The sequence below is a fragment of the Ruegeria sp. PrR005 genome (assembly GCF_010500245.1).
Classification (GTDB): domain Bacteria; phylum Pseudomonadota; class Alphaproteobacteria; order Rhodobacterales; family Rhodobacteraceae; genus Ruegeria_B; species Ruegeria_B marisflavi.
In genome coordinates, this window is record NZ_JAAGOX010000043.1 from 208,048 (window position 1) to 223,558 (window position 15,511).

Sequence of the window (15,511 nt, forward strand, 5' to 3'; positions counted from 1 at the left end):
CGCCATGCATGTCGTTTTCCGCGAAAGCCACGGGCTGGAAGAGACCGAGACCCCGACCGACCTGGGCCAAAGCCCGGCCGATCTGGTGGTGTTGTCGTTCTCGGACAGTGACCTGGGGGCTTTTGCGGCGGGCTGGCATCGCGGCGGCGGGGCGGTGGGCAGAATGCCCACCCTACGTCTGGCCAACCTGACGGCGCTGAAACATCCCCTGTCCGTCGATACCTATGTCGAGAATACCCTGTCAGGGGCCAAGGGCATTCTGATCCGGCTGATCGGCGGGGTGCCCTACTGGGCCTATGGGTTGCAACAGGTGCTGGCGCTGGCGCAGGAAAAGGGGCTGGCGCTGGCGGTTCTGCCGGCGGATGGGCGCGAGGATACGCGCCTTGACGCCTATTCAACCCTGCCTGTGTCCACCCTGCGGCGGCTGCAACATCTCTGCGATACCGGCGGCGAGGTGGCGGCACAGGCCGCACTGGCGCAGATGGCGCTGGCGACCGGGCTTTATGCCGGGCCGGTGATCGGATCAAAGATACTGCCGGAATGCGGCTTCTGGTGCCCCGAGCGCGGCGTGATCGCGCCCGAGACCGTGTTCGAGGGCGACGCCCCGCGCATTCTGGTGACCTTTTACCGGGCCTATCTGACTTCGGCCGACACGGCCTCGGTCGCGGCGCTGATCCGGGCCTTTCGGTCGCGCGGATTTCAGGCGATGGGCATGTTCGCGCCCTCGCTGAAGGCGCCCGCCGCCGCCGACTGGATTGCCGGGCAGATGTCGGGGCTGGCCCCGGCGGCCATCGTCAACGCCACCTCTTTCTCCGGCAAGGGTGCCAATGGCGCCTCGCCGCTTGATGCCGCCGGTGTACCAGTGTTCCAGGTGGCGCTGGCCACCTCGCGCCGCAGGGCCTGGGCCGAGGCCGAACGTGGCCTGTCGCCCGCCGATCTGGCCATGCATGTGGTGCTGCCCGAGGTCGACGGGCGCATCGACGCAGGCCTGATCTCGTTCAAGGAGCCGGGCAAACGCGACCCGGCGCTGGAATATTCCCGTTTTGCGCACCGCCCCGAGCCAGACCGGATCGAGGCGGTGGTGAACCGGGTGTCGAGCTGGCTGCGGCTGGCCGCGAAACCCGCCGCCGAGCGGGTGCTGGCGCTGGTTCTGTCCACCTATCCCGGCAAGGACTGGCAGATGGCCCATGCGGTGGGTCTGGACGCGCTGGCCTCGGCCGAGGCGATCCTGAGCGATTTGCAGGATGAAGACTATGACATCGCATCGGGGCGGCCAATTGCGGAAGACTTGCAAATTGTGTCGATTTCGTGGCCAATCAGTGAATACCGCAAAGCTTTGGCCAGCATTCCGCCACAATTGCGCCAAAATCTGCAAGATGTCTGGGGTGAACCCGAGAGTGATCCGGCATTTTCGCAAGGCAATTTGCAGTTTCGCGCCATCCGGCGTGGCAAGGCATTGATCGCCCTGCAACCGGAACGGGGCACGCCCGAGGCGCGCGACGACGACTATCACGACCTCTCCCGTACTCCACGCCACAGCTATGTCGCCTTTTACCTCTGGCTGCGGCAGGCGCTGGGGGCCGACGCGCTGATCCATATCGGCGCCCATGGCACGCTGGAATGGCTGCCGGGCAAGGCGGTGGCGCTGTCAGGGCAATGCTGGCCCGAGGTTCTGATCGGCGATCTGCCGGTGATCTATCCCTTCATCGTCAACGATCCGGGCGAGGCCGCGCAGGCCAAGCGCCGCATCGGCGCGGTGACGCTGGGCCATATCCCCCCGGCCCTGCGCGTCAGCGGCACGCCGGACCGGATGGTGCAACTCGAGGCACTGCTGGACGAGTTTTCCAATGCCGACGGGCTGGACCCCAAGCGCCGTGACCGCTTGCAGGGAGATATCCGGGCCGAGGCACAGGCGCTGGGGCTCGAGGAGGATCTGGGCCTGGACCGCGCGACCTCGACCGCCGAGGCGATCACCCGCATCGACCGCTTTGTCTGCGATGTGAAGGAAAGCCAGTATGGCGACGGATTGCATGTCTATGGCCGCCTGCCCGAGGTTACCGGCGCGTTTGATCCGGCCCCTTCAGCTCAGGGCGAAGCGCGCGCGCTGATCGACGCGCTGGCGGGCAAGCGGATCGCGGCGGGGCCGTCCGGCTCGCCCTATCGGGGGCGCACCGATGTGCTGCCCACCGGGCGCAACCTCTATACCACGGATCCCCGGTCGGTCCCGACGCGCGCGGCCTATGCGCAGGGGGTGAAACTGGCCGAGGAGCTGGTGCGCCGGCATTTGCAGGAAGAGGGCGATTACCCCAAGGGGCTGATTGTCGATCTCTGGGGCTCGGCCACCATGCGCACGGCGGGCGAGGAGTTCGCCATGGCGCTGCATCTGCTGGGCGTGAAACCGGTGTGGGATAAGGGCTCGGAACGGGTTTCGGGCATCGAGGTTCTGCCGATCACCGATCTGGACCGACCCCGGCTGGACGTCACGCTGCGTGTCTCGGGCCTGTTCCGCGATGTGTTCCCGACCCTTTCGGCACTCTTCGGTCAGGCGGTGCGCGCGCTCAGCGCGCGTGACGAGGCGCCCGACTGGAACCCCTATGCCGGGCACGCGCCCGCCGCGCGCGTCTATGGCCCGGCGCCGGGCAGCTATGGGCTGGGCATGGGGCACCTGCCCGAGACCTATACCGACGAGGCCCGGCACCAGGCGGGAGAGGCCTGGTTGGCCGCCAGTTCCTTTGCGCTCGAAGGCGAGAACATCGCCCGCGATGCCGAAGGCATCCGCGACCGGGTCGCCAATGCCGACGGGTTCGTGCATTTGCAGGATCTGGCCGAGACCGATCTGCTGCTGGCGGCTGACTATGCCACGCATGAGGCAGGCTTTGCCGCCGCCAAGCGCGTGACCGGGGGCAAAGCGCAGCTCTATCATCTGGACAACACCAATCCCGACATCCCGCGCGCCCGCACCCTGCCCGAGGAAATCGCCCGCGTCGTGCGCGCCCGCGCGGCCCATCCCGGCTGGATCGCAGGGATGATGCGGCACGGGTTCCGGGGCGCGGCCGAGATTGCGGCGACGCTCGATCACATGGCCTCGTTCGCGCATCTGGCCGACAGCGTGGCGCCGCATCTCTTTGACCTCTACCACGATGCCACTTTGGGCGACGCAGAGGTCGCCGCGTTCCTGCAAGAGGCCAACCCGCAGGCCTATCAGGCCATGCTGGACCGGTTCCGCGCGCTGTACGAGGCGGGGCTGTGGCAGACCCGGCGCAACTCGATCCGGGCCGATCTGGAGGGTCTGACATGACGGCACCCATCGTTCAGGGCTGGTGCCCCGGCGCGCATCGCCCGATGATGTCGGGTGACGGGCTGGTGGTGCGGGTGCGCCCGCGTCTGGCCCGGCTGCGAGTAACGCAGGCGCTGGGGCTGTGCGCGCTGGCAGACCGGTTCGGCAATGGCACTATCGACCTGACCAATCGTGCCAACCTGCAACTGCGCGGGGTGACTGAGGCGGATCATCAGCCGCTGTTGGCGGAACTGGCGGCGCTCGATCTCTTGGACGCTGAACCGGGGATTGAGGTGCGGCGCAATATCCTGTTCTCGCCGCTCTACCGCGACGGTGACATGACCGACCGACTGGGATGCGAACTGACCGCGCGACTGGACGAATTGCCAGCACTGCCCGCAAAGTTCGGCTTTGCCATCGACACCGGGGCGGGCCGTCTGCTGAGCACGGATTCGGCGGATATCCGGCTGGAGCGGAGCATGGACGGCCTGATCCTGCGCGCCGATGGTAAGGCCGCGGGACGCGAAGTGACCGAGGGCGAGGCGATCGACCGCCTGATCGAACTGGCGCGCTGGTTTGCCGACCGATTTGACCCCGATACCCGCCGCATGGCGCGGCTCGTGCAGGCCGTGCCCCTGCCCGCGATTTGGCAGGGTGTGGAACCGGTGCGGGTTGCTGAACCGCTTGCGCCCGGCGAGACCGCGCTTGGCCCGCTCTACGGCGCGGCTTTTGGGCAATTGCCCGCACAGGCACTGGCGGCTCTGCTGCGCGACAGCGGCGCCACCCGCTTGCGGGTCACGCCCTGGCGGCTGATCCTACTGGAAGGCGCGCGGGCCGTCCCTGCCCCCGATTTCGTCACCCACGCCAGCGATCCGCTGTTGACCACCGATGCCTGCCCCGGTGCGCCCTATTGCCCGCAGGCCCAGGCCGAAACCCGCGATCTGGCCCGCGTTCTGGCCGGGCGCGTGAGTGGCAGCCTGCATATCTCTGGCTGCGCCAAGGGCTGCGCCCGAATGGGAGCCGCCGATATCACGCTGGTCGGGAATGGCGGGCGATTTGACCTTGTAAAACAGGGCCGCGCGGGGGATGAGCCCTGCCAGCGCGGCCTGACACCCGAAACACTGAAGACGATGGACCTGACCTGATGCCCTATGAATACGAAACCGATGGCGCGGCGATCTATAAACAGTCCTTTGCCACCATCCGGGCCGAGGCCGATCTGGCCCGCTTTGACGCGGACGAGGAGCAGGTCGCGGTGCGGATGATCCATGCCGCCGGCATGGTCGGGCTGGAGGCGTTCGTTCATTTCTCACCCGGCTTCGTCGCCGCCGCACGCACCGCTCTGGAGGCGGGCGCGCCGATCCTGTGTGACGCGCGCATGGTCAGCGAGGGCGTGACCCGGTTCCGCCTGCCCGCAGACAATCAGGTGATCTGTACCCTGCATGACGAACGCGTGCGCCCTCTGGCCGCCGAAATGGGCAATACCCGCTCGGCCGCCGCGCTGGAACTGTGGCGGCCGCATCTGGCGGGCGCGGTGGTGGCGATCGGCAATGCGCCCACCGCCCTGTTTCACCTGTTGAACATGCTGGAGGACCCCGACTGCCCACGCCCCGCCGCGATCATCGGCTGCCCGGTGGGCTTTGTCGGCGCGGTCGAGTCGAAAGACGCCCTGTGGGAGGCAAAGCCGGTGCCCTGCTGCATCGTCAAGGGCCGCCTGGGCGGCAGTGCCATCACCGTCGCGGCGATCAACGCCATCGCGAGCCGGGCGGAATGAGCATGGGCACCATATACGGTCTGGGCCTTGGCCCCGGCGATCCTGACCTGATGAGCGTCAAGGCCGACCGCCTGCTGCGCGGCGCCCGCCATGTGGCCTATTTCCGCAAGCCCGGCCGCAGCGGTCAGGCGCGCAAGATCGTCAACGGGATGATCCCCGAGGGCGCGGTCGAGTTTCCGATGGAATACCCGGTGACGACCGAGATCCCGGTGACCGATCCGCAATACAACGCCCTGCTGGCCGAATTCTATGAGGCGGCCGCCGCGCATCTGCACGCGCTGTCTCAGGCGGGCGAGGACGTGGTGGTGCTGTGCGAAGGCGATCCGTTCTTCTACGGCTCGTTCATGCATCTCTATACCCGTCTGCGCGGACTGGCCCCGGTCGAGGTGGTGCCCGCGATCACCGGCATGTCGGGGGCCTGGTCGGCCACCGGCGACCCGATCACCTGGGGCGACGACATCCTGACGGTTCTGACCGGCACCCTGCCCGAGGATGTGCTGGCGCGCCGCATGGCCGATACCGACGCTCTGGTGGTGATGAAGCTGGGGCGCAATTTCGACAAGGTGGTACGGGCGCTGAAGACTGCGGGCCTGTATGAGCGGGCCTGGATCGTCGAATATGCTCAGATGGCCAACCAGCGGGTGTCGAAGCTGAGCGAGAACCATTCCGATGTAACCCCCTATTTCTCGATCATCCTCGTGCATGGACAGGGGCGGCGGCCATGAGCGGCTGGCTGCGGATCGCAGGCCTTGGCCCGGGTTCGGAGGCGCTGGTCACCCCCGAAGTGATGGCGGTGCTGGCCGAGGCGACAGATGTGGTAGGCTACATCCCCTATGTCGCCCGGGTGGCCGAGCGGCCCGGCCTGACGCTGCATGCCAGCGACAACCGGGTCGAGATCGACCGGTCGTGCCACGCGCTGGAAATGGCCGCCGAGGGACGTCGGGTAGTCGTGGTCTCGTCGGGCGATCCCGGCGTTTTTGCCATGGCCTCGGCAGTGTTCGAGGCGGTCGAGGCCGGGCCGAAGTCTTGGCGCGATCTGGACATTCAGGTACTGCCGGGGATCACTGCAATGCTGGCTGCCGCCGCACGGGCGGGCGCGCCGCTGGGCCATGACTTCTGTTGCATCAATCTCAGTGACAACCTGAAACCCTGGCCGTTGATCGAACGGCGGCTGCGGCTGGCGGCACAGGCGGATTTCGCCATGGCCTTCTACAATCCGCGCTCGAAGTCTCGGCCCGAAGGGTTTGAAAAGACGTTGCAAATCCTGCGTGAGGAATGCGAGCCCGAGCGGTTGATCCTGTTTGCCCGCGCGGTGTCGCGCCCGGACGAGGCGCTGCGCATCGCGCAACTGGCCGACGCGACACCCGATATGGCTGATATGCAGACCGTGGTTCTGGTTGGCTCGTCCCGCACCCGTATCATCGAAAGAGATGGCACCCCAATAGTTTACACGCCGAGGTTCACGCCGGAATGACGCAGCCAGCGCAGCACATCGGCGGGGGTGGCAAGCTCGGTCCGGGGCGGCAGAACGGGGCGGTCGATCATCAGCACCGGCAGACCCAGGTCGTGCGCCGCGTCCAGCTTGGCCCGCGCCCCGGTACCGCCGGCGTTTTTGCTGACCACAAGCTGCGTTTTATGCTGTTCCATCAGGGCCTTGTCCCTCTCTTTTGTGAAGGGTCCCCGCGACACCACAACCTGCGCCTTGGGCAAGGGCAGCGGATCGGTGGGCGCATCGACAAGGCGCAAGAGATAGTCGTGCTGCGGCTGGGCCGCAAAGTCGTCCAGATGCATCCGGCCCACCGCAAGGAAGACACGTTGCGATGCGCCTTCCAGCGCGGCCACAGCGGCGGCGATATCCGGAACGTGGCGCCAGTTGTCTCCATCGACGGGCTGCCAGGCGGGCCGCGTCAGCGCGGCCAGCGGCACACCCGTTTTAGCGCAGGCAGCGCAGGCATTGGCGCTCATCTGTGCGGCAAAAGGATGTGTTGCATTAACAAGATGCGTGACGTTGTTACTGTGAATGTAATCCACCAGACCGGTCACGCCGCCAAAGCCGCCGACCCGCATCGGGATCGGCTGGTCGCGCGGCGCCTCGACCCGGCCCGCATAGGAATACGTGGCGCGCAGCCCGGTTTCGGCCACGGCGCGCGCCAATGCGTTGGCTTCGGTGGTACCGCCCAGGATCAGGAGGTGGGACATGTCTGATACTCCGTGGCTGAGCGTGATCGGCATGGGCGAGGATGGACTGGATGGCCTGCCGCCCGCAAGCCGTCAAGCCCTGGACGCGGCCGAGGTGATCATGGCGCCGCCCCGGCACCTGTCGCTGCTGCCCGGAGGGCCGCAGGAGCGGATCGAATGGCCAGTCCCCTATTCCGACGGCTTGGAGATTCTCTCCGGGCTGCGCGGGCGCCGCGTGACGGTGCTCGCCTCGGGCGATCCGTTCTGGTTTGGCGCGGGCGCGGTCATTGCCCGGCATTTCGATGCGGGCGAATGGCGCGCGCTGCCGGGGGTCTCGACCTTTTCGCTGGCAGCGGCACGGCTGGGTTGGTCGCTGGAAAAGACCCTGACACTTGGCCTGCATGCCGCGCCCCTGACGCGGCTGCGGCCCTGTCTGGCATCCGGCCTGCGCGCGCTGATCCTGCTGCGCGACGGTGCGGCGGTGGCCGAGCTGGCTTGCTATCTGAATCAGACCGGCTTTGCCGCCAGCCGCCTGCACGTGATGGAGGCGCTGGGGGGGCCGCGCGAGCGCCTGCAAACCCTGTCGCTGGCCGAGGCGCAAGCGGGCGATTTCACCCACCCCGTCTGTGTCGGGGTCGAAGTGGCGGGCCAAGGTCGGGCGATCCCCAAGGCAAGCGGCAGGCCCGATGCGATCTTCGAGACCGACGGGCAGATCACCAAGCGCCCGGTGCGTGCGCTGACGCTTTCGGCGCTGGCGCCGCAGCGGGGCGAACATCTGTGGGATGTCGGCGGCGGCACCGGCTCGATCGGGATCGAATGGCTGATGTGCGATCCGACGCTGAGCGCCACCACCATCGAACCCCGCGCCGACCGAGCCGCGCGCATCCGCGCCAATGCCGACGCCTTGGGGCAGGACCACCTGCGCGTGGTCGAGGGCAGCGCGCCCGAGGTTCTGGGCAGCCTCAACCGACCCGATGCCGTGTTCATCGGCGGCGGTCTCAGCACGGCGCTGCTGGAATGGCTCTTTGCCGAACTGCCCGCCGGCACCCGGCTTGTCGCCAATGCGGTGACGCTGGAAAGCGAGGCTTTGTTGGCCCAATGGCAGGCCGACAAGGGTGGCGATCTGCTGCGGATCGAACTGGCGCAAGCCACCCCTCTGGGCCCGCGCCGGGGCTGGAAATCGGCCTATCCGGTGGTGCAGTGGAGCGTGACGCTATGATCGTCGCGGGACTGGGCTTTACCACCACGGCAGAGGCGACCAGCCTGCGCGCGGCCTATGACAGGGCCGCCACCGGACAGGCGGTGACCGCGCTCGCCACCGTCGCCGACAAGGCCGGGCACCCGGCGCTGGAGGCACTAGCGGCAGAGCTGGCGCTGCCCTTGCACCTGATTCCGGCGAGCGAGCTTGCCGGGCAGCGCACCCTCACCTGCTCGCCGCAAAGCCGCGCCAGCTATGGCACCGGCAGCGTGGCCGAGGCCGCGGCGCTGGTCGCCGCCGGGCCAGGCGCGCGGCTGATCACCCCCAGACAGATATCGGACGACCGGCGCGCCACCTGCGCCCTCGCCATCGGAGACAAGACATGACCGTTCATTTCATCGGCGCTGGACCTGGCGCTGCCGACCTGCTCACCCTGCGCGGCCGCGATATCATCGCCTCTTGCCCGGTCTGCCTTTATGCCGGGTCGCTGGTACCCGAGGAAATCCTGAGCCATTGCCCCGAGGGCGCAAGGATCGTCAACACCGCGCCGATGGATCTGGATCAGATCATGACCGAGATCGAGGCCGCACATAAGGCGGGCCATGATGTGGCGCGGCTGCATTCGGGCGACCTGTCGGTCTGGTCGGCGATGGGCGAGCAGATCCGGCGGCTGAAACAGATGGGCATCCCGGTCAGCGTGACGCCCGGCGTGCCCTCCTTTGCCGCCGCCGCCGCCGCGCTGGGGACCGAGCTGACCCTGCCGGGGCTGGGGCAATCGGTGGTGCTGACCCGCACGCCCGGGCGCGCCTCGTCCATGCCCGAGGGCGAGAGCCTGGAAAACTTCGCCCGCACCGGCGCCACTCTGGCCATTCACCTGTCGATCGGCAATCTGGACAAGGTGATCGCCGATCTGACCCCGCATTACGGCGCCGATTGCCCGGTGGCGGTGGTCTATCGCGCCAGCTGGCCAGACGAGCGGATCATCCGCGCCACGCTTGAGACGCTGAAAGAGGCGCTGGACGAAAGCATCTCGCGTACCGCGCTGATTCTGGTGGGACCGGTGCTGAAGGGCGAGGGATTCGACGAAAGCTGCCTGTATTCACGGGAATACGACCGCCGTTACCGGCCGCAAAGTGCCGACAGCCCCTGGTCGAGCTGGAGCCATGGCGATGACTAACCCTCCCGGCCTGATGATCTCGGCCCCGGCCTCTGGCACCGGCAAGACCACGGTGATGCTGGGGTTGTTGCGCGCGCTGGCCGAGGACGGTTTGACCGTGCAACCCTTCAAGAGCGGGCCCGATTATATCGACCCGGCCTTTCATCTGGCGGCCGCGGGGCGGGCCTCGTTCAACCTCGACAGCTGGGCGATGGGCAAGGGTCTGCTGGATGCTGTGGCCGCGCAGGCGTCGGGCGCCGATATCGTGGTGGCCGAAGGGTCGATGGGTCTGTTTGACGGGGTGGCGAAACCGGGTGAGACTGGCCACGGGTCGAGCGCCGAGACCGCGCTACGCATGGGCTGGCCGGTGGTGCTGGTCCTCGATGTGGGCGGACAGGCGCAATCGGCGGCGGCCACGGCGCTGGGGTTCCGGATGTACAATCCCGACCTGCCCTTTGCCGGGGTCATCCTGAACCGCTGCGCCAGCCCCCGGCACGAACGGCTGACGCGGCTGGGGATGGAGCGCGCGGGCCTGCCGGTGCTGGGCGTGCTGCCCCGGCGTGGCGATCTGACCCTGCCCGAGCGGCATCTGGGCCTCATTCAGGCGGTGGAACACCCCGACCTGGAGGCGGCCATCGCGGGCTATGCCGCATTCCTGCGCGAACATGTGGATCTGGACGCGATCAAGGGGGCGGCGGCCTCCTCACGCCTGCAGGGGCCATCGTCGGCCGCGCTGCCGCCCCCCCCGGCGCAGCGTATCGCGCTGGCGCGGGATGCGGCATTTTCCTTTACCTATCCGCATCTCTTGGAAGGCTGGCGCGCGGGCGGGGCCGAGATCCTGCCGTTTTCGCCGCTGGCCGACGAGGCACCCGCGCCGGATGCCGACCTGGTCTGGTTGCCCGGCGGATATCCGGAACTGCATGCGGGCACGCTGGCCGCCGCCGATACCTTTCGCGCGGGGCTGAGACGGCATGCCGCGACCCGGCCCGTCCACGGCGAATGCGGGGGCTATATGGCGTTGGGCGAGGCGTTGATCGACAAGGACGGCACCCGCCACCGGATGGCGGGCCTCTTGGGCCTGGTCACATCCTATGAAAAGCGCAAGTTCAACCTGGGCTATCGCCGGGCCGAACTGCTGGCGCCCCTGCCCGGTTATGGCACCGGCGCCACCCTGCGTGGGCACGAATTCCATTATTCCTCGATCCTGGAACAGCCCGACGCGCCGTTGGCGCGGGTGTTCGACGCCGAGGGTATCGAGGGACCGCAGACTGGATCGCTGCGCGGACATGTGACCGGCACATTCTTTCACCTGATCGCGGAGGCGGGATCATGAGCGGCTTTGTCTCTTTTGTCGGTTCGGGGCCGGGCGACCCGGAACTGTTGACGCTCAAGGCGGTGGACCGGCTGGGCAAGGCAGATGCAGTGCTGTTCGACGATCTGTCGAGCGGCCCGATCCTGACGCATGTTCGTCCTGATGCCGACCTCGTGGGTGTGGGCAAGCGGGCGGGCCGCCCTTCTCCCAAGCAGGACCACGTCAGCCGTTTGTTGGTCGATTACGCCCAGACCGGCGCGCGGGTCGTGCGGTTGAAATCCGGCGATGGCGGCCTGTTTGGCCGGCTGGAGGAGGAACTGGTCGCCCTGCGCGTGGCCGGGATTGGCTACGAGATCATCCCCGGCATCCCCTCGGCAGTAGCGGCGGCAGCAGCGGCGGGCATCCCGCTGACCCGCAGGCTGACCGCGCGGCGGGTGCAATTTGTCACCGGCCATGACGTCAGCGGCCAATTGCCCCCCGACCTGAATCTGCCCGCGCTGGCCGATCCGCAGGCCACCACGGTCGTGTTCATGGGCAAGCGCACCTTTCCACTGCTGCTGGACGCGCTCGAGGCGAATGGGCTGCCGCGGTCGACACCGGCGCTGATGGCCGAAAGCGTCTCGACCCCCGAACAGCGCCTGACCCGCGCCACCATGGGTGAACTGTCCAAACAGCTGGCGAAGGAGGTGGGCACCGCACCCGCCCTGATCCTTTATGGTCCGCTGGCAGAGTTCGGCGATGACTGAATTGCTCCTGATCGGAATCGGCACCGGCAATCCTGACCATATCACGCGCGAAGGCATCGCCGCCATTCGCGCCGCCGATCTGATCCTGATCCCGCGCAAGGGGGCAGGCAAATCCGATCTGGCGGGGCTGCGTGAGCGTATCATCGCCGAGGCGACCGACACGCCGCCGCAAATCGCCTATTTCGACATCCCCGCGCGCCGGGCCGAGGATGGATACCTCAAGGGGGTCGACGACTGGCACGATGCCATTGCGCTCCGCTGGCAGGCGGCGATGGAGGAAAACCCCGGCGCGGCCCGGGTGGCGCTGCTGATCTGGGGCGACCCATCGCTCTATGACAGCTCGCTGCGAATCGCGGCGCGGCTCGACCCACAGCCCAAGGTGCGGGTGATTCCGGGCATCACCGCGCTACAGGCGCTGACGGCGGCACATGGCATTCCGATCAACGAGTTGGGCGCGCCGTTTCTTGTCACCACCGGGCGGCGCCTTCGGGACGAAGGCTGGCCGCCCGCCGTGGATACCGCTGCCGTGATGCTGGACGGGGAATGCTCGTTCCAGGCGCTGATTATGCCCGATTATCACATCTGGTGGGGCGCCTATGTGGGTATGGAGGAACAGATTCTGGTGGCCGGACCGCTGGCCGAGGTGGCAGACCAGATCGTCGAAACCCGCGCCCGCGCGCGGACCGATCATGGCTGGATCATGGATATCTATCTTTTGAAAAAGCGCGGAAACTGACCCGAAAGGTCGCAAATGACGATTGCGCCGGACGCGCGTTCGCGGCTAAATGGAGGGGTCTGGTCCTGCCGGAGCAATCCGGATGCTAAGAGGGAATTTGGTGCGACCGCCCGTCGGTTCAGGCCAAAGCCGCCCCCGCGACTGTAAGCGGTGAGCCTCTGTTCAACCAGCCACTCCCGGGTTCGCCCCGGGGGGAAGGCGAACAGAGGCACTGACCCGCAAGCCAGGAGACCTGCCAGACAGGCAATGAAACACCGGCCGTCGGGTGCGGCGGCAAGGAGGAATAGACATGACGACCAAAACTCTCAAGGCATCGGCCACCGGTTCCGCGATCCTTCCGGCCCTGTTCGCCGTGATCCTGGGCCTGGGCATCATCACTCTGGCTGGCCATGTGCAGGCATCCGCACTGCATGACGCCGCCCACGACGTGCGCCACGCAACCGGCTTTCCCTGCCACTGAACCATGTTCAGTCGCATTCTGACCAGCGCGTTGTTCGCTGGCGCTGCAGCAGGGCTGATTGCCGCCCTGCTGCAGTTTGTGTTCGTGCAGCCCGTGTTGCTGCATGCCGAACTGTATGAATCCGGCGAGTTGGTGCATTTCGGCGCCGAGGCGGTGAGCGCCCGTCCCGAACTGCCCGGTCTCTTCGCAGACCCGATGCGGGATGGTTTGAGCGTCGTGTTCACAATGTTCACCTATACCGGCTATGCGCTGGTCATGGTGGCGTTGATGTCGACGGCCGATAAGATGGGGCACGCTGTGACCGCGCGCGCCGGCCTGCTCTGGGGATTGGCGGGGTTCATCACCTTTCACTTCGCCCCCGGCCTGTCTCTGGCGCCCGAGGTTCCCGGCGTGGCAGCCGCCGATGTCGAGGTTCGCCAGATCTGGTGGACCGCAACGGTGGCCGCGACGGGTGTAGCCATGTGGCTGATCGCCTTTGGCGGCAACGCGATGGCCTATGGCGCCGCCGCGCTGTTGCTGCTGGCGCCACATCTGATCGGAGCGCCCGAGCCTGAAAGCTTCAGCGGCCCGGTGCCGACCGAGTTGGGTGCCCTGTTCGCCGCCCGTGCCTTTGGTGTCGGCATGGCGGCCTGGGTGCTGCTGGGTGGTTTGGCCGGATACTTCTGGCAGACCGAAGGCAAGCGCGCCGAAGCGCACGCCTGAACCTTGTGACAGCCTTTTCGCCCCGCCGGCATTGCTGGCGGGGTTTCCCATTTCTTGTGAGGAGACAGAAATGTCCCGTTCTCTTGCCCTGTTCGCCATCGGACTGGTGTTTGGCGGCGGTGCCGGCTTCGTCACGGCAGGCGCCTATGGCATCAGTTTTGACGGTCATGACCATGCCGACCCGGCCCAGCATGGCGCGAGCCATTCCGAGGCTGCCGCGCATTCACACGGCAGCGCGGTAAACCTGCCCGCAGGCGCCGACGCGCCCGGTCTGGCGGTCGAGGTGTTCAAGGATCCGATGGCCGGGTGGAACCTGCATGTGACGCCGACCAACTTTCGCTTTGCCCCGGAAAATGCCTCGGCTACGGATCAGCCCGGTGAGGGTCATGCCCATGTCTATGCCAATGGCGTGAAACTGGCCCGGCTTTATGGCGAATGGATGCATATTCCCGAACTGCCCAAAGGACAGGTCGAGGTGAAAGTGTCGCTGAACGCCAACAGCCATGGCACACTGACGGTCGACGGCACACCGGTCGAGGCGAGCGTGATCGTCGAGGTCGAATAGGCTGTTATGCCTTGCCCGTCCTTTCAGGAGGACAGGGCGGGAATCCGCGCGCGCAGACACAGCCGAAGCCGCCCGCAGTCGCGGGCGTCTTCGATCCAGCCCGCCGGGCTGTCCAGATACAGGCGGCAGGTTGCAGCGATATCTGCGGCATCGCCCACCGGATCGAGATCCGAGAAGACGTAAGTCGCCCGGCCCTGCCCCTGCATTGCAATGGCGACCGGTGCCTCGCAGGCCCCGAAACAGGGGTGTTCGGCCAGCGCCACGCGCGCCGACAGACCGGTCCGGTCAAGTGCCACTTGCAGCGCGGCACGCTCGGCCTCGATGTCGCGCTCGCCTGCGCAGCTGGAACAAAGGGAAAGCAGGATGTCGGTCATGGCATGCTCAGGATCATTGGCGCAGATGTGACCGATCCCCCCGACGCTGGCAAGCCTCAGGCGGGGATTTCCGCCGCCTCGCGGCGCAGCGCCGCGAGAAACCCGGCGACCGAGGGCGACAGGCTGGCCGAGCGGCGCATGGAGACACCGACCGGGCCGATCGGGATCGGTACCTGCCAGTTCACCCGCGCAAGCGCGCCGGTGCCGATGTCGTGGCGCGGCACATGGGCGGGCATGACCGCCAGCATGTCGGAACCCACCAGAAGACCCCGGTTGGCCAGATACGAAACCGATTCCACCGCATAGGCAGGCGCACCGCCGCCGAGATCGACAAAAACCTGGTCGAGCTGCCGTCTGAGGGTCGTTTCCGCCGGTGGCAGGATCCAGGGGAAGCGCATCAGATCCGCCAGGTCCGGAGCCTCGATGCCGGTCAGGGGATGATCGGCGCGGGCAACGCAGATCACCTCTTCGTCGAACAGCCGTTCCTGTTCGATCTCGGCGCGATGCCGATGCATCGGCAACCGTCCCACCACCAGATCCACGTCGCCAGAGCGCAGCGCAGGCATGAGCACTTCGTTCGTCCCCTCGACCAGCTTGACGACCAGACCGGGCTTTTCCACCACCAGCCGGTGCAGGACACGCGGCAGGAAATCGGCCGAGGCCGCCAGCAGAGTGCCCACGACCACGCGGCCGCCGTTGCCTTCGTTCAGGTCATCCAGCTCCTGGGCGGCATGGGAAATCTGCGCCAGGATCAGCTTGCCGTGGCGGATCAGCGCCTGTCCAAAGACGGTGGGCACCATGCCCCGGTTGGTGCGGTCGAAGAGTTGCACGTCGAAATCAAGCTCGAGATCCTTGATCAGCTTGGTCGCCGCGGGCTGCGACATGTTCAACGCCTGCGCCGCGTGCAGGATGGAATGCTGTTCACCCACTGCCACCAGCAGCCGGAGCTGTTTGAGTTTCAGGCGCGTCAACACGCGCTCGACGATACGGATCTGGGTACGGCTCATGGTTTTTGCGATATCACGGTGGATTG

17 protein-coding genes and 1 riboswitch are annotated in these 15,511 nt (G+C 67.0%); of the genes, 14 read left to right on the forward strand and 3 right to left on the reverse strand.

All coding sequences use genetic code 11. The features are described 5' to 3' along the window. Window positions 1-4: 4 nt before the first annotated feature. The 5 genes from cobN to cobJ are packed head-to-tail and all read left to right on the forward strand — an operon-like array spanning window position 5 to window position 6,525. Complete coding sequence (gene cobN, locus G0P99_RS18370) at window positions 5-3,298, forward strand: cobaltochelatase subunit CobN (protein WP_164131936.1); 3,294 nt, start codon at window positions 5-7, stop codon at window positions 3,296-3,298. Next, window positions 3,295-4,422: a cobalamin biosynthesis protein CobG gene (locus G0P99_RS18375; protein WP_164131937.1), complete on the forward strand. Its 1,128-nt coding sequence runs from the start codon at window positions 3,295-3,297 to the stop codon at window positions 4,420-4,422. Before cobN ends, G0P99_RS18375 begins: the two co-directional genes overlap by 4 nt. Beyond that, window positions 4,422-5,051 (forward strand): precorrin-8X methylmutase, encoded by a 630-nt coding sequence (locus tag G0P99_RS18380; RefSeq protein ID WP_164131938.1) that lies wholly within the window; start codon window positions 4,422-4,424, stop codon window positions 5,049-5,051. The genes G0P99_RS18375 and G0P99_RS18380 overlap by 1 nt, the downstream gene beginning before the upstream one ends. Next, the gene (locus G0P99_RS18385) at window positions 5,048-5,776 is read left to right on the forward strand and encodes a precorrin-2 C(20)-methyltransferase (RefSeq protein ID WP_164131939.1); all 729 of its coding nucleotides are present in this window, start codon (window positions 5,048-5,050) and stop codon (window positions 5,774-5,776) included. Before G0P99_RS18380 ends, G0P99_RS18385 begins: the two co-directional genes overlap by 4 nt. After that, a complete protein-coding gene (gene cobJ / locus G0P99_RS18390; RefSeq protein ID WP_164131940.1) occupies window positions 5,773-6,525 on the forward strand; it encodes a precorrin-3B C(17)-methyltransferase in 753 nt (250 codons plus the stop codon). The genes G0P99_RS18385 and cobJ overlap by 4 nt, the downstream gene beginning before the upstream one ends. Here the strand turns inward: cobJ and G0P99_RS18395 are convergent. Continuing rightward, window positions 6,498-7,250 (reverse strand): cobalt-precorrin-6A reductase, encoded by a 753-nt coding sequence (locus tag G0P99_RS18395; RefSeq protein ID WP_164131941.1) that lies wholly within the window; start codon window positions 7,248-7,250, stop codon window positions 6,498-6,500. The genes cobJ and G0P99_RS18395 overlap by 28 nt on opposite strands. On the opposite strand from G0P99_RS18395, the gene cbiE reads away from it, so the two are divergent. The 9 genes from cbiE to G0P99_RS18440 all read left to right on the forward strand — a co-directional run bounded on the left by cbiE (window position 7,249) and on the right by G0P99_RS18440 (window position 14,104). Beyond that, window positions 7,249-8,448, forward strand: coding sequence for a precorrin-6y C5,15-methyltransferase (decarboxylating) subunit CbiE (gene cbiE / locus G0P99_RS18400; protein ID WP_164131942.1), 1,200 nt, complete (start codon window positions 7,249-7,251; stop codon window positions 8,446-8,448). The genes G0P99_RS18395 and cbiE overlap by 2 nt on opposite strands. Next, the gene (locus tag G0P99_RS18405) at window positions 8,445-8,813 is read left to right on the forward strand and encodes a cobalamin biosynthesis protein (protein ID WP_164131943.1); all 369 of its coding nucleotides are present in this window, start codon (window positions 8,445-8,447) and stop codon (window positions 8,811-8,813) included. Before cbiE ends, G0P99_RS18405 begins: the two co-directional genes overlap by 4 nt. Then, a complete protein-coding gene (cobM, locus tag G0P99_RS18410) occupies window positions 8,810-9,604 on the forward strand; it encodes a precorrin-4 C(11)-methyltransferase (protein ID WP_164131944.1) in 795 nt (264 codons plus the stop codon). The genes G0P99_RS18405 and cobM overlap by 4 nt, the downstream gene beginning before the upstream one ends. Beyond that, the gene (locus G0P99_RS18415; protein ID WP_164131945.1) at window positions 9,591-10,916 is read left to right on the forward strand and encodes a cobyrinate a,c-diamide synthase; all 1,326 of its coding nucleotides are present in this window, start codon (window positions 9,591-9,593) and stop codon (window positions 10,914-10,916) included. The genes cobM and G0P99_RS18415 overlap by 14 nt, the downstream gene beginning before the upstream one ends. After that, the gene (gene cobA / locus G0P99_RS18420; RefSeq protein ID WP_164131946.1) at window positions 10,913-11,641 is read left to right on the forward strand and encodes a uroporphyrinogen-III C-methyltransferase; all 729 of its coding nucleotides are present in this window, start codon (window positions 10,913-10,915) and stop codon (window positions 11,639-11,641) included. Before G0P99_RS18415 ends, cobA begins: the two co-directional genes overlap by 4 nt. After that, on the forward strand, window positions 11,634-12,377 hold the full coding sequence (cobF, locus tag G0P99_RS18425) for a precorrin-6A synthase (deacetylating) (RefSeq protein ID WP_164131947.1): 744 nt from the start codon (window positions 11,634-11,636) through the stop codon (window positions 12,375-12,377). The genes cobA and cobF overlap by 8 nt, the downstream gene beginning before the upstream one ends. 43 nt (window positions 12,378-12,420) lie before the next feature. Further along, a riboswitch (cobalamin riboswitch) is annotated at window positions 12,421-12,632 on the forward strand. A gap of 34 nt (window positions 12,633-12,666) precedes the next feature. Beyond that, complete coding sequence (locus tag G0P99_RS18430) at window positions 12,667-12,837, forward strand: CbtB domain-containing protein (RefSeq protein WP_164131948.1); 171 nt, start codon at window positions 12,667-12,669, stop codon at window positions 12,835-12,837. A 3-nt stretch (window positions 12,838-12,840) separates the two neighbouring features. Next, window positions 12,841-13,539 (forward strand): CbtA family protein, encoded by a 699-nt coding sequence (locus tag G0P99_RS18435; RefSeq protein ID WP_164131949.1) that lies wholly within the window; start codon window positions 12,841-12,843, stop codon window positions 13,537-13,539. 70 nt (window positions 13,540-13,609) lie between these two features. Further along, entirely contained in the window at window positions 13,610-14,104 is a 495-nt protein-coding gene (locus G0P99_RS18440) for a hypothetical protein (RefSeq protein WP_164131950.1), read from the forward strand. Between the two features lie 23 nt (window positions 14,105-14,127). On the opposite strand, the gene G0P99_RS18445 is transcribed toward G0P99_RS18440, so the two are convergent. Both G0P99_RS18445 and G0P99_RS18450 read right to left on the reverse strand, forming a co-directional pair. After that, the gene (locus G0P99_RS18445; RefSeq protein WP_164131951.1) at window positions 14,128-14,478 is read right to left on the reverse strand and encodes a DUF1636 domain-containing protein; all 351 of its coding nucleotides are present in this window, start codon (window positions 14,476-14,478) and stop codon (window positions 14,128-14,130) included. Between the two features lie 56 nt (window positions 14,479-14,534). Further along, the gene (locus G0P99_RS18450) at window positions 14,535-15,485 is read right to left on the reverse strand and encodes a LysR substrate-binding domain-containing protein (RefSeq protein WP_203583155.1); all 951 of its coding nucleotides are present in this window, start codon (window positions 15,483-15,485) and stop codon (window positions 14,535-14,537) included. Between the last annotated feature and the right edge of the window lie 26 nt (window positions 15,486-15,511).